At 42.2% G+C, this 24,653-nt stretch carries 25 protein-coding genes; 18 read left to right on the top strand and 7 right to left on the bottom strand.

The genetic code is table 11. The features are described 5' to 3' along the window. Nucleotides 1-480 precede the first annotated feature (480 nt). From D3P96_RS00255 to D3P96_RS00280, 6 genes are all read left to right on the top strand, one after another. Nucleotides 481-1,278: a transporter substrate-binding domain-containing protein gene (locus D3P96_RS00255; protein WP_124942438.1), complete on the top strand. Its 798-nt coding sequence runs from the start codon at nucleotides 481-483 to the stop codon at nucleotides 1,276-1,278. Between the two features lie 154 nt (nucleotides 1,279-1,432). Beyond that, nucleotides 1,433-2,320, top strand: a complete 888-nt coding sequence (locus D3P96_RS00260) for a UbiA family prenyltransferase (protein WP_244919040.1) — start codon at nucleotides 1,433-1,435, stop codon at nucleotides 2,318-2,320. A gap of 76 nt (nucleotides 2,321-2,396) precedes the next feature. Then, nucleotides 2,397-3,542, top strand: coding sequence for an AI-2E family transporter (locus D3P96_RS00265; RefSeq protein WP_124942439.1), 1,146 nt, complete (start codon nucleotides 2,397-2,399; stop codon nucleotides 3,540-3,542). 183 nt (nucleotides 3,543-3,725) lie between these two features. Beyond that, nucleotides 3,726-5,093 (top strand): amino acid permease, encoded by a 1,368-nt coding sequence (locus tag D3P96_RS00270; RefSeq protein ID WP_124942440.1) that lies wholly within the window; start codon nucleotides 3,726-3,728, stop codon nucleotides 5,091-5,093. Between the two features lie 101 nt (nucleotides 5,094-5,194). Beyond that, nucleotides 5,195-6,106 (top strand): alpha/beta hydrolase, encoded by a 912-nt coding sequence (locus tag D3P96_RS00275; protein WP_124942441.1) that lies wholly within the window; start codon nucleotides 5,195-5,197, stop codon nucleotides 6,104-6,106. A gap of 253 nt (nucleotides 6,107-6,359) precedes the next feature. Continuing rightward, nucleotides 6,360-7,226: a YihY/virulence factor BrkB family protein gene (locus tag D3P96_RS00280; protein ID WP_124942442.1), complete on the top strand. Its 867-nt coding sequence runs from the start codon at nucleotides 6,360-6,362 to the stop codon at nucleotides 7,224-7,226. 40 nt (nucleotides 7,227-7,266) lie between these two features. Here D3P96_RS00280 and D3P96_RS00285 read toward each other — a convergent pair whose 3' ends face one another. Then, nucleotides 7,267-8,328, bottom strand: coding sequence for a tRNA dihydrouridine synthase (locus D3P96_RS00285; protein ID WP_124942443.1), 1,062 nt, complete (start codon nucleotides 8,326-8,328; stop codon nucleotides 7,267-7,269). 215 nt (nucleotides 8,329-8,543) lie between these two features. Here D3P96_RS00285 and D3P96_RS08285 point away from each other — a divergent pair, with 215 nt between their 5' ends. The 3 genes from D3P96_RS08285 (at nucleotide 8,544) to D3P96_RS00295 (ending at nucleotide 11,002) form a co-directional block, all read left to right on the top strand. Continuing rightward, nucleotides 8,544-8,696 carry a hypothetical protein gene (locus D3P96_RS08285; protein WP_185696033.1) on the top strand — a complete coding sequence of 51 codons (153 nt, stop codon included), beginning with the start codon at nucleotides 8,544-8,546 and terminating at the stop codon, nucleotides 8,694-8,696. A gap of 112 nt (nucleotides 8,697-8,808) precedes the next feature. Then, nucleotides 8,809-9,291 (top strand): DUF2798 domain-containing protein, encoded by a 483-nt coding sequence (locus tag D3P96_RS00290; RefSeq protein ID WP_124942444.1) that lies wholly within the window; start codon nucleotides 8,809-8,811, stop codon nucleotides 9,289-9,291. Nucleotides 9,292-9,598: 307 nt separating this feature from the next. Continuing rightward, the gene (locus tag D3P96_RS00295) at nucleotides 9,599-11,002 is read left to right on the top strand and encodes an APC family permease (protein WP_124942445.1); all 1,404 of its coding nucleotides are present in this window, start codon (nucleotides 9,599-9,601) and stop codon (nucleotides 11,000-11,002) included. Between the two features lie 35 nt (nucleotides 11,003-11,037). On the opposite strand, the gene D3P96_RS00300 is transcribed toward D3P96_RS00295, so the two are convergent. Then, nucleotides 11,038-12,876, bottom strand: a complete 1,839-nt coding sequence (locus D3P96_RS00300; protein WP_124942446.1) for an FAD/NAD(P)-binding protein — start codon at nucleotides 12,874-12,876, stop codon at nucleotides 11,038-11,040. Nucleotides 12,877-12,885: 9 nt separating this feature from the next. Beyond that, on the bottom strand, nucleotides 12,886-13,554 hold the full coding sequence (locus tag D3P96_RS00305) for an NAD(P)H-hydrate epimerase (protein WP_124942447.1): 669 nt from the start codon (nucleotides 13,552-13,554) through the stop codon (nucleotides 12,886-12,888). A gap of 164 nt (nucleotides 13,555-13,718) precedes the next feature. On the opposite strand from D3P96_RS00305, the gene D3P96_RS00310 reads away from it, so the two are divergent. From D3P96_RS00310 to D3P96_RS00320, 3 genes are all read left to right on the top strand, one after another. After that, entirely contained in the window at nucleotides 13,719-14,057 is a 339-nt protein-coding gene (locus tag D3P96_RS00310; protein ID WP_124942448.1) for a hypothetical protein, read from the top strand. 103 nt (nucleotides 14,058-14,160) lie between these two features. After that, nucleotides 14,161-14,859 carry an MIP/aquaporin family protein gene (locus D3P96_RS00315; RefSeq protein WP_124942449.1) on the top strand — a complete coding sequence of 233 codons (699 nt, stop codon included), beginning with the start codon at nucleotides 14,161-14,163 and terminating at the stop codon, nucleotides 14,857-14,859. A 175-nt stretch (nucleotides 14,860-15,034) separates the two neighbouring features. Then, a complete protein-coding gene (locus tag D3P96_RS00320) occupies nucleotides 15,035-15,604 on the top strand; it encodes a hypothetical protein (RefSeq protein ID WP_124942450.1) in 570 nt (189 codons plus the stop codon). Between the two features lie 45 nt (nucleotides 15,605-15,649). Here D3P96_RS00320 and D3P96_RS00325 read toward each other — a convergent pair whose 3' ends face one another. Continuing rightward, nucleotides 15,650-16,141: a phosphatidylglycerophosphatase A family protein gene (locus D3P96_RS00325; protein ID WP_124942451.1), complete on the bottom strand. Its 492-nt coding sequence runs from the start codon at nucleotides 16,139-16,141 to the stop codon at nucleotides 15,650-15,652. Between the two features lie 16 nt (nucleotides 16,142-16,157). Then, the gene (locus D3P96_RS00330; RefSeq protein ID WP_124942452.1) at nucleotides 16,158-17,075 is read right to left on the bottom strand and encodes an NADP-dependent oxidoreductase; all 918 of its coding nucleotides are present in this window, start codon (nucleotides 17,073-17,075) and stop codon (nucleotides 16,158-16,160) included. Nucleotides 17,076-17,494: 419 nt separating this feature from the next. Between D3P96_RS00330 and D3P96_RS00335 the strand changes: the two genes are divergently transcribed. The 5 genes from D3P96_RS00335 to D3P96_RS00355 all read left to right on the top strand — a co-directional run bounded on the left by D3P96_RS00335 (nucleotide 17,495) and on the right by D3P96_RS00355 (nucleotide 22,630). Next, nucleotides 17,495-18,847 carry an APC family permease gene (locus D3P96_RS00335; RefSeq protein ID WP_124942453.1) on the top strand — a complete coding sequence of 451 codons (1,353 nt, stop codon included), beginning with the start codon at nucleotides 17,495-17,497 and terminating at the stop codon, nucleotides 18,845-18,847. Continuing rightward, complete coding sequence (locus tag D3P96_RS00340; protein WP_124942454.1) at nucleotides 18,840-20,282, top strand: APC family permease; 1,443 nt, start codon at nucleotides 18,840-18,842, stop codon at nucleotides 20,280-20,282. The genes D3P96_RS00335 and D3P96_RS00340 overlap by 8 nt, the downstream gene beginning before the upstream one ends. Nucleotides 20,283-20,372: 90 nt before the next feature. Next, nucleotides 20,373-21,365: an asparaginase gene (locus D3P96_RS00345; protein ID WP_124942455.1), complete on the top strand. Its 993-nt coding sequence runs from the start codon at nucleotides 20,373-20,375 to the stop codon at nucleotides 21,363-21,365. A 12-nt stretch (nucleotides 21,366-21,377) separates the two neighbouring features. After that, entirely contained in the window at nucleotides 21,378-21,722 is a 345-nt protein-coding gene (locus D3P96_RS00350; protein ID WP_124942456.1) for a YdbC family protein, read from the top strand. A gap of 230 nt (nucleotides 21,723-21,952) precedes the next feature. Beyond that, nucleotides 21,953-22,630 carry a hypothetical protein gene (locus D3P96_RS00355; protein WP_124942457.1) on the top strand — a complete coding sequence of 226 codons (678 nt, stop codon included), beginning with the start codon at nucleotides 21,953-21,955 and terminating at the stop codon, nucleotides 22,628-22,630. Nucleotides 22,631-22,705: 75 nt separating this feature from the next. Here the strand turns inward: D3P96_RS00355 and D3P96_RS00360 are convergent, their stop codons facing one another. Both D3P96_RS00360 and D3P96_RS00365 read right to left on the bottom strand, forming a co-directional pair. Continuing rightward, nucleotides 22,706-23,257, bottom strand: a complete 552-nt coding sequence (locus D3P96_RS00360; RefSeq protein WP_124942458.1) for a cysteine hydrolase family protein — start codon at nucleotides 23,255-23,257, stop codon at nucleotides 22,706-22,708. A gap of 14 nt (nucleotides 23,258-23,271) precedes the next feature. Further along, a complete protein-coding gene (locus tag D3P96_RS00365) occupies nucleotides 23,272-23,643 on the bottom strand; it encodes a PaaI family thioesterase (RefSeq protein ID WP_124942459.1) in 372 nt (123 codons plus the stop codon). A 165-nt stretch (nucleotides 23,644-23,808) separates the two neighbouring features. Here D3P96_RS00365 and menB point away from each other — a divergent pair, with 165 nt between their 5' ends. Then, on the top strand, nucleotides 23,809-24,630 hold the full coding sequence (gene menB / locus D3P96_RS00370) for a 1,4-dihydroxy-2-naphthoyl-CoA synthase (protein WP_057744849.1): 822 nt from the start codon (nucleotides 23,809-23,811) through the stop codon (nucleotides 24,628-24,630). The last annotated feature ends 23 nt before the right edge of the window (nucleotides 24,631-24,653 follow it).

Consider the following 24,653-nt stretch of genomic DNA (forward strand, 5'->3'; position numbering starts at 1 on the left):
CGCCTAAGAATCCGGTAGTCGGTCTTAGCGCGCTTGTTACGTTATATCGAATTGTTCACCAAAACGACCTAACGCAAGACGCGCGTTAGGCAGATGCAAGCAGCTTGATTGTTAATGTTTGTATGCATCATGGTTTTGGATCTCCTCAAAAATTTAAAAATAAGTTGTCTTAATTATATTTAAATTACTAACGAAAAGCAAGTGTAAACCAGGATGAATTGCCACGGTATGAAATTATTAACTTTTTATTAGTGAGTTTAGACACTGGTATGAGTGGGCTTTTAGCGTAAGAAAAACAAAATAGTCAAAATTGAGGGTTTGACAGTTTAAAAAAAGGTGGTTATGATTTGGGCATAATCTAAATTTGAAGCGAGAAAAAATCATGACAATTTTAAGGGACCGATGTTGATTTTCCATTCTAATTATATATTTCGTATTAAATTAACGACGTAATTCAGAAAAAGGAAAAGGTATTAAATCATGAATAAAGTATTGAAAGCATCAATGGCAATTGCAGCAACTGGGCTAGTTGGTCTAGGATTGGCAACTTCAAATGTATCCGCTGATTCATATAAGTCGGAGCTTAAGCATAAGGGTGAGTTAACCGTTGGACTTGAGGGGACGTATGCGCCATTTTCTTATAAGGATAAACATGGCAAGTTGGTCGGGTACGATGTTGAGGTAGCTAAGGCTGTCGCAAAGAAGCTTGATTTAAAGCCTGTCTTTGTTCAAACCAAGTTTGATTCCCTTGTTGCCGGTTTAGACTCAAATAAATATGACGTTGTTTATAATGACATGGCGCCAACCAAAGAGCGTAAGCAACATTATGCATTTGGTGGGACTTATTTGAATTCACAGGCAGTTATCATTGTGAAGAAGGGTTCTGACATTAAGACAGTTAAGGACTTGAAGGGTAAGAAGGCGGCCCAAACGACATCATCAAATTACGGAAAAGCTGCCCAAAAGGCGAAAGCCCAAATTGTTAGTGCACCTGGTTTTGCCGAAGCGTTAGATTTGGTTAGCTCTGGTAAAGCAGATGCAACTCTGAATGCGGATGATGCATGGAGTGTCTACAAGAAGCAACACCCCAAGACCAATTTGAAGGCTATTCCAACCGACGATCTTGATTCATCTGGTGCAGCACCAATGTTGAGCAAGAAAGATAAGAAGTTAGCTAAGAAGATTACCAAGGCTCAAAATGAGTTGAAGAAGGATGGTACTTTGACGAAACTTTCAAAGGAATACTTTGGCAAAGATTTATCAGGTAGTAAAAAATAATTCATATAGATAGGTATATAAAAAGTCGACTTCAGTTGAGGTTGGCTTTTCTTTTGTTTAAAAAAAGGGCAACTGACACGACAAGGCTTGTCATCGAGCGGGTAAGTAGTGCATAATTTGTAACGAAATTGATTTGGAAAGAGGATGTGCAAACGTGAAAAATTTATTGAAGCTTGTGGAAATCCAATCACTTGTGGCAAGTGCCTTGCCCTTGATGTTGGGATACCTATATACATTGAATGCCTATGATACTTTTAATTGGGTCAATGCATTGGTATTTGCGTTAATTGCGTTTGCTTTGCAAATGGCGGTTAATGTTTGGAATAATTTACAGGACTACCGGGTTGCAAGTAGTGATACTTGGAAAAATGGGGTTAACAACATTGTTGGATCAGCCGGATATACACTTCGTCAAGTTTGGCTCGTATTGCTTATCTTAGTTGGGTTTGCAGGTGTACTCGGATTATGGTTAGTAACACAAACGGGTTGGCCATTACTTATAATGGGGTTAATTGGTGTGTTTGTTGCGTACTGGTATGCGGGAACACCACTGCCTTTATCACGTACACCATTTGGTGAGCTTGCTTCGGGACTAACGATGGGCTATTTGATTTTCTTGGCTGCGGTTTATGTGAATGTAGCGCCATTAATGACCTGGACTTTGATTTGGCACGCCATGGTAGCTTCGGCCATTGCTTGGTTTGCGATTGCTGACATTATGTTGGCGAATAATATCGGGGATTACGAAGAAGATATGGCGGAAGGACGCCATACTTTAGTAGCTGTCTTAGGTAAACCAGCTGCGTTAAAGCTATTTGGGGGTATCTATGTTGCTGGATATGTGGTGTTGATTGTTGCAATTATCTTGCGCATCTTACCTTGGCCAAGCTTACTTGCTTTGCTCTCAGCGCCAATCGTCTTCAAAAATGTGAAGGCGTTCCAAGCTGATCCGCAGAAAAAGAATTTTATCATGGCCATTAAAAATGTGGTTGTCATTTCGGTGACTTTGGCGATTGGTTTGATTATCGCCTTGTTTATATAGTAAAATAAAGTGTCTGAGTGCTAATACTGGCGCAAGGCATTTTTTTTTGGAGAATAATAGATTAAGGGAGTAGGTTATGGAACGGCTAAAGCAATCTAAATTGCTATATTGGACATTAGAAGCACTCGCAGTGGTTGTCTTGATTTGGGTTCTTTCACAATTAAGTTTTGTGTTGAAGCCAATCGGTCAGTTTATTGGTGCTGTCTTTGTCCCATTAATTGTTTCTGGATTTTTGTATTACTTAATGAATCCAGTGGTAAAATTTGTTAGTAAGATTAAAATTGGTAATCGTCACATCAGCCGTGGTTTGAGTGTCGCCATTGTAATGATTTTATTCTTAGCCTTGATTGTCTTAGCAATCTTTACGTTTGTTCCTAATTTAGTGGAACAATTAACCAAGGTTGTGGCAAGTGCTCCTAAGAGCATTTCAGGGATGCAAGAATGGCTCAAGAGTCTTAGCAACAATGAATTTGTACAACGCGTAAGTAAGGAACTTGATTTAAGCAAGATCCAAAAGCATGTTCAAAAGTATGCTGAAGGCTTTGTCGTTGGAACAGCGAACGGATTAGGGGCCTTTGTTGGTACCTTGACTGGTGTTGTCGTAACTGCCATTACGGTGCCAGTTATGACCATTTACATGTTGTTGGACGGTGATAAGTTGGTACCGTTCTTACAAAAGTTGTTTGTGCCAAAGAACAAGGAAAAGGTTGCGGATATCTTGCACCGTCTTGATAACACCATTTCAAACTATATTACTGGTCAAGCAATTGAAATGATTTTCGTTGGTGTCTTCACCACGATTGGTTATTTCATGATTGGTCAAGAATATGCGTTGTTGCTTGGGGTTGTCGCTGGATTAACAAATATGATTCCTTACGTGGGACCATATATTGGTTACATTCCAGCCGTGATTGTTGCTCTAATGCAAGGTGGGTTGAAGCAAGCGGCCTTGGTTACAATTGTTGTGCTAGTTGTGCAACAAATCGATAGTAATTTAATTTACCCACGTATTATTGGAAATACATTGAACATTCATCCATTAACGATTATTGTGATTTTGCTAGCTGCTGGAAATATTGCCGGAATTCCGGGAATGATTTTGGCTGTCCCAGCTTATGCAATCGTTCGAACAATTGTGGTTTACGCCTGGCAATTATGGCAGTTGCGTAACACATCAACAGAATCAACTGATGCAAATAATACGCCACAAACAAATAAATAATTTGGAAAAGAGTAGCTTTCGCTACTCTTTTTTTTAGCCAGAGTTTGTTAAAAAAGTATCAAACTCATCAATTATCGAACGAAACATATTGCAAATCATGGTGAGTAATTTATAATAAATAACTAACTGGCGTGCAATGTGCACGAACCAAAAAAATTGAATACCGAAAGTGAGGCACAATTTATGTCAACGCAAAACGAAAGTGGCCCGCAAGAGTTTGAGCGTGGGTTATCTGGACGTCATGTTGAAATGATTGCCTTAGGTGGAACGATTGGAACTGGATTATTCCTGGGAGCAGGAAAATCAATTAGTGCCGCCGGACCATCTATCTTATTGATTTACATCATTACCGGAGTGTTTATGTTCTGGATGATGCGTGCGTTGGGAGAGCTTTTGCTTACCGACACCAATGAACCAACCTTCGTTGGCTTTATTGAGAAGTATCTTGGATTGCGAACTGGTTTCGTGATTGGATGGACGTACTGGCTAGGGTGGATTACGATCGCCATGGCCGAATTGACAGCGATTGGAACGTACATGAAGTATTGGTTCCCCTCGATTCCAGTCTGGATTTGGGCCGTTGTCTTCTTGATTGTCCTTTATCTGGTGAACATCATTGCCGTTGGGGCGTTTGGAGAAACTGAATTCTGGTTCTCAATGATTAAGATCATCGCCATTTTGGCAATGATTGCTGCCGGAGTGATCATGGTTTTGACGCATACCCGTACGTCTGCTGGGGTGGCAAGTTTGTCTAACCTTTGGAAGTATGGCTTTGTGGCTCATCACGGACACCAACTTCTAGCAGCCTTCCAAATGGTTTTCTTTGCCTTCCTTGGAATTGAATTCGTTGGAATTACAGCTGCTGAAGCAAAGGACCCTGAAAAAGTTATTCCAAAAGCCATTAACTCAATTATTGTGCGAATCTTGATTTTCTATGTTGGAGCCTTGATTGCCATTATGAGTATCCAACCTTGGACACATTACTCAGCAAATCAATCACCTTTCGTGCAAGTGTTCTCAGGAATCGGAATAACAGCTGCCGCCGGAATTATTAATTTCGTGGTTTTGACAGCTGCCGCATCATCTTTGAACAGTTCATTGTTTACAACGGGACGGATGTTATACTCATTAACGCCTGAAAAGTCACGTTTCCACACGTTGAACCATCACAAGTTGCCATTTAACGCCATTACCATTTCAGCTCTTTTGATTGGTTTTGCAGCGGTTATCAATTACCTCTCACCAGAAGGTGCCTTTGAAATTATTACGTCAATCGCCTCTGCTGCGTTCGTTGTGATTTATGCCGTACTTGTTTTGGCACACTTGGCTTACCGTAAGAGTTCAGATTACAACAAGTTTGAACACAAGTTTACGATGCCAGGCGCACCATATACTGATTATGCAACCATTGCGTTCTTGGTTGGTATCTACATCATCTTGTTGACGACCGCAGATACACAACTAACAGCCATTCTTGCCTTAGGTTGGTTCGCGGTAATGATTCTATTGAGTCTACGAATTAAAAAAGATCAAAAAGAACCAAAAGCGTAAAATTTAAAGACTAACGCCAAGCGTTAGTCTTTTTTTATCTAAAGCTGAAACGGAAGTGGTAAAATGGCTAGTGACAGATAAATGGAAAGTGAGGGGCAATGATGGCGGAACGATTTATTGATCGTGATTATCAACGGACATACGCTGATGTTTCCGATATTAAACACAAATGGTTGGATGTACCTTATATGGATGGGGCACGCCACAAACTTGATATCTATTTACCAAACGAGGAGCGCGACCAATATCCGGTGATTATCGATATTTTCGGTGGCGGACTTTGTTTCGGTGATAAGAGCTCACATAAGTTAGAACCAGCACTACGTTTGCTACGTAATACTGGATACGCAGTCGTTAGCATGGATTATTCACTGTTAGATGATGCGCCTTTCCCAACTCAAATTTATGAAGTAAAAGCGGTGATCCGTTATGTCCGCGCTCACGCGGCAACTTATCAACTGGATCCCGACGCAATTGCCTTAATGGGCGAATCTTCTGGCGCTCAATTAGCTGTAACGACCGCCGCAACCCATGCTGTGGGCGCAATGGAGGATCCGAATTTTGGTGAAAATCCAAACGTTTCCGAAGATGTGCAGGCTGTGATTGCGATGTATGGGCCATATGACTTTGATAAATTCGTAGAACAATTTGCTGAGTCAGGCGTTACTTCAAAATATCCTGAGACAGGTACGGCTGAATCATTCCAAGGACAATTATTTGGCAAGCAAGCACCAAAAGATGTACCTGAGCTCGTTAAAAAGGCGAATCCCGCAACTTATTTCTCAGCGAAGATGCCACCAATTTTAGCGATGGTTGGCCGAGCTGATCCAGTGGTCCCTTATCAACAAACAGTGAATATGATGGAAGCAGCGCGTCAAGCAATTGGTAAAGATAAGACGCCGTATTACATTGTGGAAGACGGCGTACATGGACCAGACGATTACATGGGTCCATCGTTGACGCAAGTTAAAGCCAATTTCTTGCAGAAATGGCTAAAGGAGCAACATGTATAACTCAGTTCGAGGCAGTTTTTTTAGGGCGACACCAGCACAGTTGTTTTATTCACTAATTACAGATGCGCTTCTGTACTTCTTTTTTACAGCTGTGCTAGGTCCAATGGGGCCAGGAACAACATTGATTTATCTCATTTTCTTACCAGGCTTTGATTTTCTTTGCCTGATTATTAGCTTTTATCACTATGTTAGTGATCACTTTAAACAAAAGAATAAAAAATAAAATGTTTCATGTGAAACACAGGAGTACCGAATGAAAGAATGGGTTAACAAACTCACAAATACGGCCGAACAATGGCATGTGCCACAATTGCTAACGTTTTGGAAGCGTGGTAATGCGACCATGGTCGGACCAACGATTGCTTACTATACGATTGTTGCCTTAGTTCCATTGATTATGACCGTTGGATCAGTCGTCAGTCTGCTGGGTGTGGATAAAAATCAGATTGATGCAACGTTAAAATTACAGATGCCAGACGGGGTCGCTAATATTATCATTCCAATTGTTGATTCAGTTTTTCGGGGTGGTTTTGGTACGCTGTCTATTTCAATTGTGGTCGCTATTTGGGGTGCTAGCAGTATTCTATCGACGATTCGTAAAGCCTTTAATGAGATTTACGGGTCAGATGTCGTTGAAAATGGTATGCTAACACGGATTGTCAGTTTTGTCTGGATGGTCGTGCTACTAAGCGCTGCCGTTGCGGTTTTGATTGCCAATTCTGTATTGCCAGCAATTGTAAATACTTTACCTTCTATCCCAGGCTTAACCTTGATTAAACAAATTTCAAATCAAAGTTGGCTGTATGCTTTTGTGGCATTAATGATTCTGTTTTCCCTCTTCAATTATTTGATTCCAGCAGAAAAAATGCAGTGGAAGCCGGTCATTTTGGGTTCATTTATCGAAATAGTCCTACTATTACTGCTTAATTCAGGATTTGGGATTTACAGTAAGTATGCTTTGAAGAATGTAAGTTTTTACCAGTCACTTGGTTCATTGTTAGTATTACTCATTTATCTAAATCTAGTTGCCATGGTCTTAGTAGTGGCGCAAATTCTAATCGCGTGGTTTATGACGTTTTTGGAGAAACCAGCTGAAAAGAAGAAAACCCTTGTTAAATAAAAAAGAGCAACGATACGAAAAGGTATCGTTGCTCTTTTTGCTAGTCGTTTTGATGTTGTTCAGCTAATTCAGCTTGTTTAGCTGCCCATTGTTGATCGAATTCATCAAGAATGGTACGAACTTCATCCGTGTTCTTCGTTTCCATAAGGGCTACCCGTAAATCGGAAGCATATGAGAAACCGCGCACGTAGATTTTGAAGAAGCGCTTGAGCTTTTGAAAGTTGGTTGGACCAAATTCAGCTTCAAATTCGTCATGCAAATCTAATTGGTAACGCAAAAGATCCAATGAATCATCAAGGGTGTGTTCTGTTGGAGTATCTTCAAAGGCAAATGGACTTTCAAAAATACCACGACCAATCATAATTCCATCAAGACCGGGATGTTCTTTCGCAATTTCAAGACCTTGTTCACGATCTTTGATGTCACCATTAATTTGAATTAAGGTATCTGGTGCAATTTCATCACGCATTTGTAAAATCTCATCAATTAATTCAAAATGGGCAGGTACCTTTGACATCTCTTTACGCGTACGGAGGTGGATTGTTAACACTTGAATGTCCTGGCGGAGCAAGAACGGAATCCATTCCCGGAAGGTATCAAGTTTGTTAAAACCAAGTCGTGTCTTAACTGAAATTGGCAGTCCGCCAGTTTTAGCAGCTGCAATGAGTTCAGCGGCTTTGTCGGGTTCTTTAATTAAACCAGAACCAGCTCCGTTTTTAATGACCGTTGAATCAGGGCAACCCATGTTAATGTCGACAGCTTCAAAGCCACGATTTTTAACATCGGCAACACCAAGTTCAAAGTCAATTGGGCGATCGCCCCAAAGTTGAGCAACTGGAATTTGCTCACTAGGGTCGAAAGACAAACGACCTTGCACCGTGAATTTCGCCTTGGGATGCGAAATACTACGGGCATTGGTGAATTCTGTATAAAAAGCATCAGGTGCAGCGGCTTTAGCGACAACACGACGGAAAACTGTATCTGTCACAGCTTCCATGGGTGCTAAAGTGAAAAAGGGTAACTTTTCCAAGCCATCAACCTGGGGATGCTGTTGGGCAGCATCCACAACGTTCTGCCAAAAGGCAGATTTTGGTTGTACCATAATAAAGTCCTTTCAGGTATTTATATTTGTAAACTTTGCGGCTCGATCTTCCGCATCCGAACTGGGACATCTACTAATATAACTTACTGAATAGCGATGTCAATGGTCGAATCAGCGTCGGTGATGCGTTTAGGGATGATAAATGTGAAGCGTTTCAAAATCAAGTAAAAAAGATTATAATCGTCTATATTAATTAAGAAGAGAGAAATGAAAATATGCAAAAGGTGTGGGTACTCATTTATTTGGTTATTGGTTTGATTTTGCTGAACTATGCCAATAAAAGTAAGTCAAATCAAGGAAATCGCGTGATGTTTGGTGTGATGGGGATTTTGTTTGTTTTTTTTGCAATCATTTCATATACAGGATAATTTTTACGAGTGCAGCTGACTGACATTTATTAATGAAAATTTAACTTACGAAAAAAATTTAAATTTGCTAACTTAGTGAAGTTGGTTAAATTAATTATTTTCGGAGGGAAAAATGCCAAATAATAAACATGAAAGTCTCATTTTTACAATCATGATGTGTTTTGTCATGGTCTTAGGTATGAGTTTATACAATGCCTACTTAATACAAGGTCATTTATCAGTCGCTATGTTAAGCCAAGCATGGTTAGGTTTTCCATTTGCTTACATTGTTGCAATGGCACTAGATGTGTTTGTTGTGTCAAAAAATGCTAAAACTATTGCTTTTAAGTACATCATCAAGCCAAATCAATCACAAGCAGCTATTGGCATAACTATTTCAATTTGTATGGTGATTCCTATGGTCATTTGTATGTCGGGGTATGGTGCGGTCGTTGGTGCGCTCCATACTGGCGTTTGGCACGACTTTTTAGGGCAATGGATGCAGAATATTGGCAAGAATGTTCTGATTGCTTTGCCGCTACAATTGTTGATTGCTGGACCGATTGTGCGTAAGACGTTTAGACGTGTCTTTCCAGTTGGTGTTATTCAAGGATAAATGAGATTTAGATGAGGATATTGACATATAATTATAAAATGCGTTAAACTTATAAACATAAACTTTTAGGAGGTAGGATCAATGCAACATTCAATGGTAACAATTGAATCATTTAAGGGCTTTACGTTTTTTGGGTAACTATCCGAAATTTATGTAAAGTCTGTTTACGTGAACTTTCGGATGCTGAATCCGGAAATGTTTACGTGCATTGAACTACTTTAAACAAGTATGCCAACGTGAGTAAGTGTGCCGGATTCAATTTTTTAATCCGTCGCACTTTTTTTATGATTATTTTAGGAGAATTTTTATGGGTTTATTGAATCGGGTATTTAAGAAAGAGTCGATTGCCAATTATATGCAATCAGATGAACATTTCACGAAAACATTGAGTGCCAAAGACTTATTGGGACTAGGTGTCGGTGCGGTTATTGGAACAGGGATCTTCATTCTTCCTGGAACAGTTGCGGCGACGACGGCTGGACCTGCGGTTGTCATTAGTTTTATTATTGCTGCTTTGATTTCAGGGTTAGTGGCGATGGCCTATTCTGAAATGGCGTCTGCACTACCAGTTGCAGGTTCGGCTTATTCATACGGAAACATTGTCTTCGGTGAAATCGTGGGTTGGATTCTGGGCTGGGCTTTGATTTTGGAATACTTCCTGGCTGTTGCTGCGGTTGCGACGAGTTGGTCAGCCTACTTTGCGAACTTAGTCGCGCCAATTTTCAAAATGCCTAAAGCTCTTTCAGGACCTTTTAACCCAGCTGGTGGGACGTACATCAATTTGATTGCAGTGATTGTCCTACTTATTTTGGGAATTCTCTTGTATGGGGGAATGAAAGAATCAAAGCGTCTACAAAACGGCATGGTGTTATTGAAAATTGCCATCATCCTTTTGTTCATTGGTGTTGGAATCTTCTATATTAAAGCAGGTAATTATCATCCATTCGTCCCAGCCCGTTCACACGGTGCTTTCGGAATTCATGGTATCTTGACGGGTGCTTCAATGGTCTTCTTCGCCTTCCTTGGTTTTGATGCTTTGTCATCATCAGCCGCCGAAGTGAAGAACCCCAAGCGTAATATTCCAATCGGGATTTTTGGCACTTTGATTATTGCGGCAATCTTATATGCTTTGGTAGCCTTCGTGCTAACTGGAATGGTCAACTACAAGCAATTGAATGTGGCTGATCCAGTTGCCTTTGCATTGCAAATGGTTGGTAAGAACGGTGTGGCCTTTGTTGTAACAATCGGAGCCTTGGTAGGAATGTTCACAATGATGTACACGATGTTGTATGCCTCATCACGTTTGGTTTATGCGATTGGGCGTGACGGTTTGTTACCAGGTCATTTGGGTAAGTTGAACAAGAAGGGTGAACCTAGTCGGGCCTTGATTATTGCGACAATTGTCGTGATGATTTTTGGAGGATTGGTGCCGTTGGACCGCTTGGTCGCTCTGGTTAATATTGGAACCCTTTTGGCATTCATCGTCGTATCATTGGGAATCATTCCTTTGCGTAAGCGTAAGGACTTGAACCACGCAGGTTACAAGATGCCATTCTATCCAGTATTGCCACTGATTTCGGCTGGTTTCTCATTCTTCTTGATGACGCAACTTCAAGCTGATACGCTCGTTGCCGCAGCCGTTTGGTTTGCCATTGGAATTGTGATTTATCTAACCTACGGTGTTAAGCATTCAAAATTAAATAAGCAATAACAAAAAAGCACATGCCTAACGGACATGTGCTTTTCTTATGCATTGAAAATAGTTTCAGCAATCACTTCGGCATCATTCAAGTTTTTATCATCTACATTTGGACGTGGGGCAAAGGTCGTAAACCAATGCCACTTTTCTGTTGGAAGGCCCCAAACAAAGAGATGTTGCTGTTCTTGACCATTCTTAGCAATGGCTTGTTGCGTTTTGCGGTTGGTGTGGACAGCATCAATTTCAAAAATGCTGCCGTCAGCACGTTTCAGTTGGACGGGTGTCACAAGTCCAGCTTGAGTGAGTTCACTTAGGATTGGATCAGCGGTGTGGGTAAGCGTTGTGGCGGGCAAGCGGGCTTCAACTAATTGTGTTGCGGTCCACGTTTGTCCTTGTTCGTCGCTCCCCTGGAAACCTGCGTCCGTGATAGTGACTTTGAAATGTGGCGCCGCCACTGTTACGATTCCTGCACGAATAAGTGCGTGCAATTGTTCGATTCGTAAGAGTGGCGGACCAACGTTGAGCAACCGGTTAATTGGGTTGAACTTCTTCAAAAAAGTTTCATACTCATCCACACTTAACACATCTGCTTCGAGATATTGACGGAGTTGACCACGCAAATCTTTCAATAATTCAAACGCACCGGCAAACGGCGCTAAATCATTACCCTTGCGCGCATCGATAATGTCATTTTCAAGATATTGTTGCATAAACGCACGATAATCCGTTGGAATCTCCGCCAATGGATTTAATAGCTGTGACCAATTAATTTGCTGATTGGCGGGGATGCCAAATGCATTTGCCGTGGCTGAAAGATCATCACTCTGGCGTAACGCAGATAAGAAATCAGCCCGATTGAATGACCAGTTAGCCGCCATATCGCTCATTAAATTGAAATAATACTTGTAAGTCATTTCATTTTGGAGCAACTGATAGAAATCAGCATAACGAATATGGCCATGAACCATATGCTTTTCAATGTTGGCACGGGTGAAGAAAATAGCATCATAATCCTCCGCATGCGGCTTTTGATTATAAGCTTTGGCATGTGGAATAGTTCCCGTACGTGAACCAGCAATGATATGTGGCTCACGACCAGCGGGATGGTAGACCAATTGATTATCGGATTGGCGTTCAAACATCCCGCCTCGGCCCAAAGTAAGGTCAGCCATGTAATCGAAGAAGCTTAGACCAAGACCACGCACCAAAACGGGTTCGGCAGGTCGGAGATTGTTTAGTGGGGCAGCGCTGGGTTGCATGGGGGCAAAGTATTGCCAATTAGCGTTCTGTGCTGCTGTTTGAAAAGTTTGTTCTTCATCGGTTAGTTGTGTATCCGTGTAACCAGGCGTGTAGATGACGTTATCAGCAGTCAGTTGTTGACCATCAGCAAGCGTGAGGCGATACTGACCGTCGGCTTGAGCCTGAACGTGCGTCACTTTCGTTTGGTTGAAAATCAACTCCGTATTTGCATCCACGTGTTGTTGCAATTGTTCAAAGAACCAGGCTGCATATAAACCAAAAATGGCACGTGAAGCGAAATGATTCGGGTTCAACGTCGCAATTTCATCACGAAACGCCACTTCGTTTTTGAAGGGATGAACATCTAAGTACGCACTGGCTTGATGATGTACCCATTCATAAAGGTTAGGACCAGTCAGCCCAGGCTGCTGTTTGGGAACACTATCATCTGTAAATAATGTGAGGTGTTGACTAATTGTATTGGCAATGAATTTTGGGTTTTGATCAGGGTTCCAGACCACACCACCTACTGGGAATGGATCCAAGAGGGTAATGGTGTGCGCTTGGGATGAAGCATTGGCAAAAGCCACTAAGCGTTCGGCAAGGACCAAATTACGTGGTCCCGCTCCAATCAATACAATATTCATAACAGTGTGTTATTCCTCCTCTGGTTGAGAAGCTAAGAATTCCTCGAGGTTTTCAGGACGGTAAATCCCAATGTCTTTGACGTAAATGTCGCCGGCGCGCTTGATACCTTCGTTCTTAAGCAATCCAGTTTTAGGATAAGCAAAGGTCACCGTAGCATTGGCACGAATAGCTGATCCTAAGATTTCGCCAGTTGTGGCATTTAAGCCAGATGGTACATCAACAGAAACAACGGGGATGTTAGCAGCATTCACACGTTTGATGATGTCACCCAACTTAACGGGAACAGGCTTTGACAAACCAATCCCAAATAAAGCATCAACAATCACAGAATAATGCTTAAAATCATGAATGCGATGTAAAGGTTCAATGCCGTAGTTACGAGCAATTTTTAATTGGGTTGCCGTGTTAGGCGTGGCGCGCTTTTCATCACCCAAAATGAGTAGATCAACATTGACGCCCTTTTGACGTAAAAGGCGGGCAATGACGATACCATCACCACCATTATTACTTAGTCCAGCAATGATGAGGACTTTGGATAAATCATATTTTCCAGAAGCAAGGACTTCAATCACAGATTGGGCCGTGCGTTCCATTAAAACGAGGGATGGCATACCGATTTGATCCACCGTGTAGCGATCCAATAATTGCATTTCTTGTGCGGTTACAGCTTCAACCATGAATTGTAACCTCCTTAATTAATGTTATTTGAGGTGCATGAGGCACTTAATGCTATTATAAACGGAATTACGACTCCCTACAAATTCAATTCGCATTAGCCTTTATAAACTAATTGAGCATGTTACAATATTCATTAAAGATATTTAATGAGGAGGAACAGAACATGGCAGAACCAAAAATTCCGCAGGATATGCAAGAAGTAACTGATCAAGTTATTTTAATGAATGCGCGTGGCTTTGAAGTTTCCGAAGACGATGTGATTCGCGAAGCATTGAAGGCTGGCTTCCAAGCAATTGTTAACGACCGAATGGATGGAAACTACGACACGGTCCGTTGGGATGATGACTTTAGTGGGTTGCAGATTGTTGGCATTGATGACTCAATTGAAGGCGAAATCCAACCAGCTGATGGAGAACCTAGTTTTATCGAACAATTTAAAGAAGATCCGAATAAGGTCTGGTTTAAATTAGACAATGCAGCTGCGTCAATCATCGGGCGTTAAATTTAATAAGAAATACTTTAGTTAAGTGCTTTAAGTTTAATTAAAAGCGCCTAATGTTATATATTAGAAGAGAATTAAACAGGAAATTAATGGAGGATTTATCATGGAAAAAGCACGTCTTTACTTAGCCGAATTTATCGGTACATTGATGCTAGTTGGTATCGGAACTGGTGTTGTTGTCTTTGTTGGGGTACAAACTGGTGCCTTGCCGGTCGCGGTGGCCTTTGGCTTGGCTGCAATGATGGCCGTTTACACGTTTGGAAATGTTTCAGGGGCACACCTTAACCCAGCTGTTTCATTGGCCATGGCCATCAACAAGCGTCTCTCATGGATTAACTTCTTGGGTTACGTTGTCGCACAAATTCTTGGTGGTATCGCTGGTTCAGCTGTTGTCTTTGGCTTCATGAAGGCATTCGGTGCTAAGCAAGCTGCCATCCAACAAATTGGATTTGGACAAACTGTTTACCAAACGCCAGTAACTTTCTTGGGCGCAACAATGATTGAAATGTTCCTTACATTCGTCTTTGTTTTGGTCATCATGATGGTTAGTTCAAAAAAGCACGGTGCCGGTAAGCTTGCACCATTAGTCATTGGATTTGCATTGACTGCTTTGATTTTGCTTGGTATTTCAGCCACTGGTGCCTCATTGAACCCTGCTCGTTCATTCGGACCAGCATTGTTTGCAATGTTCTTTGGATCAGCGACAGCCATGTCACAAATCGGTGTGTACTTGATTGGACCTTTGGTCGGAGCTGCTTTGGCAGCGTTTGTTGCAAAGTTCTTCGGTTCTGAAGAAGCCTAAATCTAAAACAATGAAAAGCTCCCAAAGTTATTTTGGGAGCTTTTTTTAAAAAATTATGCATAGGCACTTTTGGACTTTTGGGGCACATTTCAGGTATAATTGGTACAAGGTTAACCAAAACCTCATCAAATGGAATTAAACAATGAGCTGTTAGTCAGCTCAATAGGGGGAAAACATGTCAAACTTAGTTAAGTGGTTGCTTGGAATTGCCGCTGTTGCCGTTATCGGTGGCGGAGGTTATGCTATTGTCGAATCACAACATAATTCTGAAAAGGAAACAGAATCATCAGTTTCTAGCCACAAAAAGGCTAGTTCACACAAGCGTGACTCTAAAAAATCAAGTTCAGAGATGAGTTCAAGTTCATCTGAAGTGAGTTCTTCCGAAGAATCAGCTAGCTCAACTGAACAAGCTGCTTCAAGTCAAGTTGCCGCACCTTCTGAAAGTGCAGCTGCTGACACACAAACAAGTGACAGCCAGGTTGCTGGTTCAAGTGTAGTTGGTAACCCACAAGGGGCCGTTCAAGCTGATCCTAATACGTATGTGACAACGCCAGGGGCTGCAACGTCAGCTGTGGCAGCACATATGAGTCAAGTACAAGGTTTTGATCCAAACCGCTTCACACTAAGTGCACACCCATCTGACGGTGGTGCTGGTTACACGGTTAGCGTTTCAAACAACCAAATTGCTGGAACTTTGGCTGTTTACCAAGTTTCTGCTAATGGAATCGTAACGCAAATTCAATAAGCAAAATAAAAACGTCTAACACAAGCTGATTGTGTTAGACGTTTTTTATTTATAATCGTGAGCAATACGTGCTTCGGCAGCGGCAACAATCGCAGCAACTAGGTCATCGATAAAGGTGTTTACACGACCGCCATTTTTTTGAGCATCGTTTAATTCACCAATGATACCCGGCTTCGTGCGATCTAGGAAACCAAAGTTAGTCCATGAAATGGTTCCGTAAAGCCCTAGAATTGACATCACTAATTGTTCATCAACACCATATGTGCTTGAATCTTCTTGCACACGGGTCTGCAGTGGTTCGGGCAGCTTGCCGGCTTGTGCCAAGTCATCTAAAGCAAGTCCTGTTAAGATAGCATCTTGTGATTCAGTCTTGTGGAGGACATGTTCAATTGACGTGAGGGCCGTTTCGTATGGCAAGTCAGGAATATGGTCCTTTTGACCTTCAATGACCATGGGAGCCAGCGCCGCTAATGTCACGCCACGCTCGGCTAAAGCATCAACAACGGCTTGATAATAATCGGGTGTAATTTCTGGCATAGATTAAACTCCTCTTTTAAAATTCGAGAACAAGCTTACCAACTGGACTTTCTTCACGCATAAGCGCGTGGTCAGCTTGTAAGTTTGCTTGATTGAAAGGTTTTGTATCGGCAATTTTAATGGTAATCCGGCCAGCGGCAATGTCAGCAAAGAGGTCATTTAAAAGCGCCCCTTTACCAAACAAATAAGCAGACTTGGCCGTAATATGGTAGCGTTCACTCAATTCGTCTAATTGTGGATCAGATGATAGGTTTACCAAACGACCACCAGCTTTGAGGACTTGTGCTGACTTAACCGTCGTGGTACCACCGACTGTATCTAGGACAGCATCAAAATCACTGAGATCCTTTTCATAGGCAGTATGGTAATCAACAGGGTGCACGTCCCCGAAACTTTCAAGGTAATCAAAATGGGCAGGACTGCTCGTGGCATAAACTTCGGCACCACGATTGAGCGCAGCTTGAATGGCAGCACTTCCCACACTTCCTGAACCACCTTGGATGAGTACCTTTTCACCAGCTTGGATATCTAAGTTTTCAACAACCATTTGATAGCCCGTTGCGGCACCTAAAACGGATGCCACCGCGGTGGCATCACTGATTGAATCGGGTACTTTTGCTAATGCGGATTGGCCGACTGGCACATATTCGGCATAAGTTTGATGGTGGCGGTTGGCAGCCACGCGATCGCCAACTTTAAAGTCGGTAACGTCGGCGCCAATTGCAACGATTTCACCAACAACGCTTGAACCAGGAACTAAAGGTAATTTATCACCTTCACCCATGAGGCCCATGACGAACTTAACATCATAAGGGTCGATAGCAACGGCATGGTTTTCAATTAAGACTTGTTTGGCGGCTGGGGTGGGCCGGTCAACGTGCACTTCTTTAAGCTCATCGACACCACCGAATTGATTTAATTTAATTGCTAACATTAGAATACCTCCAGGTAATTGCATATCTATATTGTAAAGCGTGTGACGGGCGAATGCGAATTTTTCCAGAATATTTCTCGAACAGAGACATTGGAGGAAGTGAAAATGACAAACAAAAAAGAATTTAAGTTTATTTTCAGAAAAACGAGTTTTAGGGCTTGTCAGCAAGGATTTAAAATGATAGAATTCTAATTATTCTAAACAAGCCAGAAGGGAGAACCAAGATTATGCAAAGCAATTATTCAAATTCAAATCAAGTGTTGGTTCTCACCTCAATTAGTCTCGTGACTGGTTGGGGTTTTTCTGCTTGAGGTAGAACAACTTGAATAGAATCCCCCAAACCAATTGACCGTGTTGATAACAATCCCCCGTTATCGCTATAGGCCAGTTGGTTTTTTCGTACAAAGGAGCTCGGATATATGGAGAAAACGACTGGATTGAAACGGTCGGTTGGTGTCACGTCAGGGATTTCGTTGGTTGTTGGAACCGTAATCGGATCTGGAATTTTCTTTAAGCAGGCACAAGTCATTTCTACGGCTGGTGGTAGTACACCAGCTTTGCTAGCTTGGATCTTCGGTGGGCTAATTACGTTAGCGGCCGGCCTGACAATTTCAGAAATTGGAGCGCGGATCCCGCTGACTGGTGGCCTGTACATTTACATGGAAAAGATTTACGGCAAGGTCTGGGGCTTTTTGACCGGTTGGGCACAAACGGTACTGTATGCACCGGCCATTGTTGCATCGCTATCAGCCTACTTTGCTATTCTTTTCAATAATTTTTTCGGCCTGTCGCAACAATGGCAGTTGATTGTCGCAATTTTAACGATTTTATTTATTACCGGAATTAATTTATTGGATAATCGAGTTCCAGCAGCTTTTGCGGTAATCACGACATCAATTAAATTATTGCCAATCATTGCAGTGATTGCCTATGGGTTATTCTTTGGTAAGGTTGATGCCTTGAATCAATCTGTTGCCACAGTAACGAGTACGCCGTCAGGTGGCTTTGGAATGGCTGTCCTTGCGACATTGTTTGCCTATGACGGGTGGGCGACGTTGACAAACATGGGTGGTGAACTAAAGAACCCGCAAAAGAACCTACCACGCGCAATCGTGATTGGCATTCTAATTGTGGTTGTGGCTTACGCAGGTATCTCATACGGGATGATGCGCGCCATGCCAGCAAACGAAATTGTCCGTTTAGGTGACAATGCGACGTTCGGGGTTGTTACCCAAGCCTTTGGGAAACTGGGTGGACGTTTATTGACCATCATTATCCTGATTTCAATTTTGGGAACGATTAATGGAAAGTTAATGGCACTACCACGGATGACATTTGCGATGGCGGAAGATGGTGTATTGCCAAAATGGTTAGCCAAAGTGAATCGATTCAACGAACCCACTGGTTCAATCCTATTTCTAACAGTAACAGCTAGCTTGTTGCAATTTACAGCATCAGCTGACTGGTTATCAAATATTGCCGTATTTATTATTTGGATTTTCTACACAGCGACATTTGTGGGACTATTCATCTTACGCCATCGTGATAAGCAAATGGTAAAAGTTACTGAGCCACTCACAAAACTTGAATCAATTTTTTCCGTACCCGGTTATCCATGGGTACCGCTTATTGCAATTCTAGGAGCATTATTTGTCCTAATTAGTACCTTAATTAATGATTTTGGATCATCCATCATTGCGATTGGATTAGTATTTATTGGCCTACCAGTGTATTGGTATTATAGCCGTAAAAAAGGAGAAGCTTATGACTAAATCAAGTGTTTTAGCAAATATGGGGCGAAAAGAAAATCCCCAGAATTACGCGGATAAGGACGGTCATCTAAAGCCAGTTTTGGGGCTTAAAGATATGGTGGCGATGGGAATCGGAACGGTTGTCGGGGCTGGTATTTTTACCATGCCTGGTATCGTTGCCGCTGATTATGCCGGACCTGCCGTTGTGATTTCATTTATTGTTGCTGCCATTGTGGCGGGGCTATCAGCTTTATCATATTCAGAATTGGCATCAGCAATGCCGTTTGCTGGATCAATCTATTCTTGGGCCAATGTTATTTTTGGTGAATTTATGGGATGGGTGGCCGGTTGGGCCGTGCTTTCAGAATATCTGATTGCGTTAGCTTTTGTGTCATCAGCTTGGTCTTCTTATTTCCAAGGGTTCGTCAATAGTTTTGGGATTAAATTACCTGCTGCAATTTCTGGTTCATTTAATCCTGCTAAAGGTCAATTCATTGACTTGTTTGGTGCATTAGCCTTAATTGGAGTTGGATTACTAGTTATGCGTGGGGTTAAGGCTGCCGCAATCGTTGAAAACTGGTTGGTTATTTTAAAGGTTGCTGTGATTGTGCTCTTCATCGTTGTTGGTTTAACAGCGGTACAAGTTAACAACTGGGTCCCATTTGTGCCTGCCCACAAAGCTGGAACTGACTTTGGTGGTGGCATCGGTATTTTGCACGGTGCTTCGCAAGTGTTCTTTGCTTATATTGGGTTTGATACCATTGCCGCTAATTCTGCGGAAGTTAAGAATCCACAAAAGACAATGCCACGTGCCATTATTGGAACATTGTTGATTGCGACAATTTTGTTCGTTGCTGTATCAGCTGTCTTGACAGGAATGTTCCCATACGAACGCTATGCGGGTAACGCCGAACCTGCAGCCTGGGCTTTGCGTCAAACGCAACACTACTTCACGGCGAACTTGCTTTCAATTGTCGCCTTAGTTGGAATGTTCACAGGTTTGATTGCCCTAATGGTTGGTGGATCACGTTTGCTTTATTCATTCGGGCGTGACGGTTTGATCCCTCATCAAATGGGTGAGTTGGATAAGCGTGGATTACCTGGAAACGCAACAATCTTGATGTTAGTTGCGGCAGTCTTCTTGGGTTCAATTTTCCCAATTAACTTACTTTCAAATCTGGTTTCAGCCGGAACGTTGATTGCCTTTATCTTAGCCTCACTTGGTGTCTTGGTGCTTCGTCGTCGTAAGGACATCGTCAATACAGGTTACAAGGTACCTGGCTACCCAGTTATCCCAATCCTTGCTGCTTTATCAGCTGCTGGACTATTCTTAACATTGAATGTTGATGCATTGGTCTTGATGGCTGGTTGGTTAGTTATTGGAATCGTCTTGTACTTTGCTTATGGTATTCGTCACAGTACCAAGAATAAGGTTGAAGCAGATCCGAAATCTTAATTTTATTGTGAAAGAAGTTGGGGGTTTCCCAACTTCTTTTTTATGTGCGATAATGAATTTTAATGAAAAAGATGGCGTAGAGGGAAAAACATGCAAAATATTTTAGTATTAACAACGGGTGGAACCATTGCTTCACGTAAAACTGAAAATGGGCTAGCACCAGGGATGGCTGACGACGTACTGATCAGTTACTTTGGAGAACGCCCAGGTGTAACTTTGTCGGTGGAAAGTGTGATGAATAAAGACTCAACCAATATGCAGCCCGAAGATTGGGTGGCGTTGGCAGAACGGATTCAGCAACACCAAGCCGAATATGATGCTTTTATTATTACGCATGGAACCGATACGATGGGATACACGGCCGCGGGGTTATCATATCTCTTGAATGGTCTTGAAAAGCCGGTTATCTTGACGGGATCACAAGTACCCTTGGGGATGGCGGAAACTGACGCAGTGCGTAATCTGCATGATGCGTTGACCTTTGCGAGCCAAACGACGTTGAATGGTGTCTTTGTCGTCTTCAATGGTCTGGTGATTTTGGGGACGCGAGCGGTTAAGACGAAAACCAAGAGTTATGATGCGTTTGAAAGTGTGAATTTCCCATACATTGCCAGTGTGAGTGATGGTGAAATGGGACCACTCTTCGAGCCAGAATCTAACGACGATAAGGTCATGCCAAGTGAATTAAAGTTGGATACGAACGTCTTTGTTTTAAAGGCTTTCCCAGGATTACAACCTGAAATTTTGGATTACTTGGCTGAACGTGTTGATGGATTGATTATTGAAAGTTTTGGAAATGGGGGCTTACCATTTGAAAACCGGAATTTGATTCCAGGGATCGAGAAAATGACCCAAGCCGGTATTCCAGTGATTATCACAACGCAAATTTTGCAAGAAGGTCAAGATATCTACCTCTATGAGGTTGGCCAACAAGTTGCGAAAGCTGGGGGTATTACAGTTGGTGATATGAATACTGAAGCTGTGGTGGCCAAATTGATGTGGATTTTGGCGCAAACCAAAAATCTGGACACGGTTAAGGTCATGATGCAAAAACCAATTGCGCATGATTTGGACTTTATTTAGGAGGTTTAACGAATGGCAGAATTGAAATTCGATATTTTAGAACAATTTGGCACCCTTTCAACGAGTAAAAGTGGTTGGGAGCTACAATTGAATTTTGTACAATGGGGTGACAATCAGCCAAAGTTTGACTTACGGACATGGTCTCCTGATCATAAAAAAATGGGGAAAGGGATTACCTTGAACCATGATGAATTGGTAAAATTGCAGGAGGCGATTGAACACGTTTTGGCGCCAGAAGACATGCCAACTGTGGAAAAAGAACCGGTTGCGTTTACGCCGGAACCAGAAATTGCGTCAACGGCATCGGATGATGACGCTGATGAAAAGCCTGGTTGGGCGAAATTGAGTGATTTTTAAACAAAAAGACTGTGCCGAAAAGGACACAGTCTTTTTTACTTAACAGTGTTAAACATTAACAGTATCAAGTTTATTCAGAATATGAGGATGAGCGCTTATAAAGTTGTTAAGCCTATTAAGCAAAAAAACTTCAGCATAATTTAGGCATCAATTAGTCTGAAAATGGCTTGAGGTACCAGGAAAATTCAGTTAATATTTGACTTCTCTTAATCGAAGTGCGAGGTGAATTTATGCGGATGGCGTTAATGGATAATCAAATTGATGTGTGGCAGCCGCACATGGTTGCAATGCTACAGGCACAGATTGAAACACTCGATATCGAATGCTTGGTGTTAAATCGAGTGGGACAACATCAACAACAAGGATTAGCAGAATTGTATCCGCAACATTTTTATTTGAATGATGGTATCACGCGGATCTATCAAGATAACCCCGGTTATCAATTAGGCGTAGGACTACCAGCAAATTGGCAGACCGTCTTTTCGACAATCTACTTAAGGGCAAATGCACATATGGGACAAGCAATTCTCTGTCGAACGGCCATTGTAAAATTATGGTATCGGCAGTTAGCCCCTCAAATCAAGCTACTTGTCGTTGAGACGCAAACCTATGTCATTGCGGTGATTTCAACGCCATCAGTTCATCGATTGAAGGCGCAATATCTACTGGAGGTACATGATTTATTACGTGCCCAAATCAAGCCTGTGATTTTATGTGCACCATACCAAGTCACACGGGGCTTACCTGAAAAACATTGGGAAAGTTGTCGGCTTAAAAGTGAGGATGCCACGCGTCGATGGCCAGGTGAGTTGGATGCCTATTTTGATTTCGGGCCAGCCTTAGATGCTCAGCGGACATGGAAAGTGTTGGGCGATAAAACGCAAATGGCGGTTTTATTGGATTTTTAAAAATAAAAAAAGACAATTGAGGTCCCTACAAAATAGTGATTTTGCGGGCGCGACAATTGTCAAAATATCTGAAACTTAGGCGTCAACGACATTGGCACCTAGTGAATTTTTAAAGTGACCAAGCGCCCATGTATGTCCCTCAGGTGAGAAACTGGCGACAGCATCAGCGTGAACAGTGATGTTGTAGTCTAAGTTATAGGCATCAACGGCAGTGTGTAGGACACAGATATCGGTACAAACTCCAGTAAGGTGAATGTCACGAATATTACGTGAACGGAGATAGTTATCTAAATTTGTGTTGGCGAAACTACTGTAACGATTCTTTGGGTAAACGTAGACGTTATTGGCATCTTTATGTTCAGCCACCCAATCAGCTAAGGGACCGTAGTAATCACGTCCTGGTGTTCCCGCAATATTGTGAGGTGGGAATAATTTTGTTTCAGGATGGTAGGGATCATCACGTTCGTGCAAATCAGTTGGCAAGATTACGGCATTGCCATTTTGGTAAAATTGTTCGGCTAAAGCCACGATGCGATCACTGATGGCTTGGCCGGCAGCGCCACAAGTGAGGGCACCATCATCAGCAACAAAATCATTTGTGTAATCAATAATAAGCAATGCTTCCATGGTTAAAGGCTCCTTTAGATTGTTCGACTAGTTAACGTAACAATTGAGACGGCCACATGTGTTTCAGTAGTCGTTTCATAAAGATTTACTTGCCAAGTCTGCAGACGATGACCAACGTGAATGGGGGTCGCAACGGCTTTGAGCGTGCCTTCAGTCACGGCATTTAGGTGATGGATTTCAAGATCCACCCCAACTGCAGCACGATGGGCATCATTGATAGCGGCGTTACCACCAATACTAGCAGCGGTTTCAGCTAACATCGCATTAATACCACCGTGGACCACACCATAAGGCTGTTTAGTCTTATCCGTGATGGGCATCGTTAGGATGACTTCGTTGGCAGTAGCAAGTTCGGTTGTGATACCAAAAAATTCTATTGTATTCATAAGTCTCCTATCTTAAAGTAGCATGTGTAAACGGTTTGAAATCACTTATATTGTACGATAAATGTAAAAAAAAAGACAGCGACCCACGAAAGGCTCCGAACGTGTTAAAATATGAGTTATTAATTTGATAAATCTAGTTTTAAAGTCACGGGGGAATAATGAGTGATGAGTGAAGTTGAATGGTCAACGGTTAAGCCGTATTCTGAAATTTTATTTGAAAGAACGGGAAAGATTGCGAAGTTAACAATCAATCGTCCAGAAAAGCGCAATGCGTTCACACCAGTAACGATTTCTGAGTTGATTGAAGCATTTAGTTATTGTCGTGATGATGCTTCAATTGGGGTTATTATCCTAACTGGAGCTGGGGATGAAGCCTTTTCATCAGGTGGTGATCAATCAGTCCGTGGTAACGGTGGTTATGTTGGTCCTGACGAAATTGCCCGTTTGAATGTGTTGGACTTACAACGTTTGATTCGTGTTATTCCAAAACCAGTAATCGCGATGGTCAAGGGTTGGTCTGTTGGTGGTGGAAACATTCTGCAATTAGTTTGTGATTTAACAGTTGCCGCCGACAACGCCAAGTTTGGTCAAACAGGACCAATGGTTGGTTCTTTTGATGCTGGATATGGTTCAGGTTACTTAGCTCGAGTGATTGGACATAAGCGTGCCAAGGAAGTGTGGTTCTTAAACAAGTTCTATACTGCCGAAGAAGCAATGGACATGGGGTGGATTAACCGCGTTGTACCACTAGCAGAGGTCGAAGATGCCACGATTGAGTGGTCAAATGAATTGCTTAAGAAGTCACCAACTGCACTACGTTTCATTAAGGCAGCGATGAATGCTGATACTGATGGGCTTGCTGGTTTGCAACAATTTGCAGGTGACGCTACAATGCTTTATTACACGACGGACGAAGGGAAAGAAGGGCGTGATGCGTTCTTAGAAAAGCGCGATCCTGACTTTGATCAATTCCCTAAGTTCCCATAAGTCGTTCAAGCTCCAACCAAATT

The organism is Weissella viridescens (genome assembly GCF_003862435.1).
GTDB lineage: Bacteria > Bacillota > Bacilli > Lactobacillales > Lactobacillaceae > Weissella > Weissella viridescens_A.

What these genes read in the sequence shown, in the direction of transcription:
- D3P96_RS00275 (WP_124942441.1), top strand. Translation starts at nt 5,195, where the DNA reads ATGGCGGAACGATTTATTGATCGTGATTATCAACGGACATACGCTGAT.
- D3P96_RS00310 (WP_124942448.1), top strand. Translation starts at nt 13,719, where the DNA reads ATGGCAGAACCAAAAATTCCGCAGGATATGCAAGAAGTAACTGATCAA.
- D3P96_RS00265 (WP_124942439.1), top strand. Translation starts at nt 2,397, where the DNA reads ATGGAACGGCTAAAGCAATCTAAATTGCTATATTGGACATTAGAAGCA.
- menB (WP_057744849.1), top strand. Translation starts at nt 23,809, where the DNA reads ATGAGTGAAGTTGAATGGTCAACGGTTAAGCCGTATTCTGAAATTTTA.
- D3P96_RS00335 (WP_124942453.1), top strand. Translation starts at nt 17,495, where the DNA reads ATGGAGAAAACGACTGGATTGAAACGGTCGGTTGGTGTCACGTCAGGG.
- D3P96_RS00345 (WP_124942455.1), top strand. Translation starts at nt 20,373, where the DNA reads ATGCAAAATATTTTAGTATTAACAACGGGTGGAACCATTGCTTCACGT.
- D3P96_RS00315 (WP_124942449.1), top strand. Translation starts at nt 14,161, where the DNA reads ATGGAAAAAGCACGTCTTTACTTAGCCGAATTTATCGGTACATTGATG.
- D3P96_RS08285 (WP_185696033.1), top strand. Translation starts at nt 8,544, where the DNA reads ATGCAAAAGGTGTGGGTACTCATTTATTTGGTTATTGGTTTGATTTTG.
- D3P96_RS00295 (WP_124942445.1), top strand. Translation starts at nt 9,599, where the DNA reads ATGGGTTTATTGAATCGGGTATTTAAGAAAGAGTCGATTGCCAATTAT.
- D3P96_RS00340 (WP_124942454.1), top strand. Translation starts at nt 18,840, where the DNA reads ATGACTAAATCAAGTGTTTTAGCAAATATGGGGCGAAAAGAAAATCCC.
- D3P96_RS00350 (WP_124942456.1), top strand. Translation starts at nt 21,378, where the DNA reads ATGGCAGAATTGAAATTCGATATTTTAGAACAATTTGGCACCCTTTCA.
- D3P96_RS00300 (WP_124942446.1), bottom strand. Translation starts at nt 12,876, where the DNA reads ATGAATATTGTATTGATTGGAGCGGGACCACGTAATTTGGTCCTTGCC.
- D3P96_RS00290 (WP_124942444.1), top strand. Translation starts at nt 8,809, where the DNA reads ATGCCAAATAATAAACATGAAAGTCTCATTTTTACAATCATGATGTGT.
- D3P96_RS00280 (WP_124942442.1), top strand. Translation starts at nt 6,360, where the DNA reads ATGAAAGAATGGGTTAACAAACTCACAAATACGGCCGAACAATGGCAT.
- D3P96_RS00270 (WP_124942440.1), top strand. Translation starts at nt 3,726, where the DNA reads ATGTCAACGCAAAACGAAAGTGGCCCGCAAGAGTTTGAGCGTGGGTTA.
- D3P96_RS00360 (WP_124942458.1), bottom strand. Translation starts at nt 23,257, where the DNA reads ATGGAAGCATTGCTTATTATTGATTACACAAATGATTTTGTTGCTGAT.
- D3P96_RS00330 (WP_124942452.1), bottom strand. Translation starts at nt 17,075, where the DNA reads ATGTTAGCAATTAAATTAAATCAATTCGGTGGTGTCGATGAGCTTAAA.
- D3P96_RS00285 (WP_124942443.1), bottom strand. Translation starts at nt 8,328, where the DNA reads ATGGTACAACCAAAATCTGCCTTTTGGCAGAACGTTGTGGATGCTGCC.
- D3P96_RS00255 (WP_124942438.1), top strand. Translation starts at nt 481, where the DNA reads ATGAATAAAGTATTGAAAGCATCAATGGCAATTGCAGCAACTGGGCTA.
- D3P96_RS00320 (WP_124942450.1), top strand. Translation starts at nt 15,035, where the DNA reads ATGTCAAACTTAGTTAAGTGGTTGCTTGGAATTGCCGCTGTTGCCGTT.
- D3P96_RS00325 (WP_124942451.1), bottom strand. Translation starts at nt 16,141, where the DNA reads ATGCCAGAAATTACACCCGATTATTATCAAGCCGTTGTTGATGCTTTA.
- D3P96_RS00365 (WP_124942459.1), bottom strand. Translation starts at nt 23,643, where the DNA reads ATGAATACAATAGAATTTTTTGGTATCACAACCGAACTTGCTACTGCC.
- D3P96_RS00305 (WP_124942447.1), bottom strand. Translation starts at nt 13,554, where the DNA reads ATGGTTGAAGCTGTAACCGCACAAGAAATGCAATTATTGGATCGCTAC.
- D3P96_RS00355 (WP_124942457.1), top strand. Translation starts at nt 21,953, where the DNA reads ATGCGGATGGCGTTAATGGATAATCAAATTGATGTGTGGCAGCCGCAC.